This is a genomic window from Streptomyces sp. NPDC102462 (assembly GCF_044765425.1).
In the GTDB taxonomy this organism is placed as follows: domain Bacteria; phylum Actinomycetota; class Actinomycetes; order Streptomycetales; family Streptomycetaceae; genus Streptomyces.
In genome coordinates, this window is record NZ_JBIWKB010000148.1 from 1 (window position 1) to 1,891 (window position 1,891).

The window sequence follows — 1,891 nt, forward strand, 5'->3', positions numbered from 1 at the left end:
CGCCGGGCCGGGATCTCCGCCAAGGGCCGCTGGCGGGCGGGCGGCACCCTCGTCGCCCGCGGCGAGTTCTCCATCGTCATCGCCGGACTCGCCGTCGGCGTCGAACCGCGCATCGGCCCCCTCGCGACCGCCTACGTGCTGCTCCTGGTGATCCTGGGCCCGCTCACCGCCCGCTGGACCGAACCCCTGACCCGCCGCCTGACCCGTCGCCCATGGCGCACGGTGCCCGATGTGGCCGCGGCCGACCAGGTGGAGGTGGCCCGTGCGAAGGGGTGAGCGGGGTGGCCGAGGCATCCACGCGTACGGCGAGGACACCGCGTACGGCGAGTACGGGACGCGGTCTGTCGGGCCCGTGGGCCTTGGCCGGCGCGGGGGCCGGGTCGGAGGCGGTGGTTCCGGGGAGTATGGGAAGCAGGCGGGGCCCGGGGGCCCCGGTGGGCGTACGGGGACGGGGGAAACGGTGACTGTGGGCGGCTTCCGGATGATCGAGGAGACGTACCCGAACACGCCGCGGACGCGGCCCGCGTCCGCGGCGGAGGCGACCACCGAGGCGTTCCTCGACGGGTTCCGGGAGATCCTGGCGGACGCCGCGGTCACCGGCCGCCGGCTGACCCGCGACGAGATCGAGTCCCGGCGTCACCTCGGCGCCCGCGCGGCGGAGGCCGGACACGGCTGGCGGGCCCTGGTGCGCGCGCACCTCGCGGCGGGACGGGCCGGCCGGCCCGCCGGGGCCGACGCGGACAGCGTCCTCGCCGTCGTGGAGCAGGCGGTCGACGCGTTCGCCGACGGGTACGAGCGGGCCCAACGGCACGTCGTACGCAGGGAGGAAGCCGCCCGCCGCGAGTTCATCGACGACCTGCTGCACGGCCGCGGCGACCCGGGCCAACTCGCCTCCCGCTGCGAACGGTTCGGGCTGCGCCTGTCCCGCACCCACTCCGTCGCGGTGGCCGGCGGGCCGGAGGGCTACGACGAGTCCGACCCCGTACCCCGGCAGGTCGCCGACGAGTTGTTCGCCCGCTTCGAGAACCGCCGCATCCTGTTCACCACCAAGGACGGGCGGATGGTGTGCATCGCCCCCGGCGACCAGGACGACGTGCTGACCTGGTTCGGCAAGCTCGTGCACGCCCGGGTCGAGGGGAGCCAGGTCGCCGTCGGGCGGTCCCGGCCGGGCGCGGTCGGCATCGGACACAGCTACGAGGAGGCGCTCAACGCCCTCGACGTCGCCCAGCGGATGGGTTTCGACGATCCGCTGCTGCGCGCCGCCGATCTGCTCGTCTTCCCCGTCCTGGCCCGGGACCGGCCGGCGCTGGTCGACCTGGTCCGGCACACCCTGGGCCCGCTGGAAGGGGCCCGCGGCGGAGCGCAGCCGCTGATCGACACCCTCACGGCGTACTTCGACAGCGGCTGCGTGGCCACCGTGGCGGCCCGTGAACTGTCGCTCAGCGTCCGCGCGCTGACCTACCGGCTGGCCCGGATCCACGCCCTGACCGGCACCGACCCCACCGACCCCGGCGACCGCTACACCCTCCAGACCGCGGTAATAGGCGCCCGCCTACTGGCCTGGCCAACCCGCCCCCTGTAACCAAAGGAGCGCGGGGAACGGCGCGGCTGCCGTGCAGTCCGCGGTGCGGGCAGGCGCCCTGAAGGGACGCGGGGAACGGCGCGAGCAACCACGACGGCGCGGCAGCCGAGGTCGCAAGGCGGAGGGTGCCGTGTAGTCCGCGGTGGGGGCAGGCGCCCTGAAAGGGGCGCGGGGAACGGCGCGAGCAACCACGACGGCGCGGTAGCCGAGGTTGCAAGGCGGAGGGTGCCGTGTAGTCCGCGGTGGGGGCAGGCGCCCTGAAAGGGGCGCGGGGAACGGCGCGAGCAACCACGACGGCGCGGTAGCCGA

General features: G+C 75.4%; 1 protein-coding gene and 1 pseudogene. Both read left to right on the forward strand.

The window, feature by feature from the left end; translation table 11 throughout:
- Positions 1-276: pseudogene (locus ACIRFL_RS43730) on the forward strand (cation:proton antiporter); the annotation flags it as partial.
- A 184-nt stretch (positions 277-460) separates the two neighbouring features.
- Positions 461-1,582, forward strand: a complete 1,122-nt coding sequence (locus tag ACIRFL_RS43735; RefSeq protein WP_404041324.1) for a PucR family transcriptional regulator — start codon at positions 461-463, stop codon at positions 1,580-1,582.
- Positions 1,583-1,891: the final 309 nt, after the last annotated feature.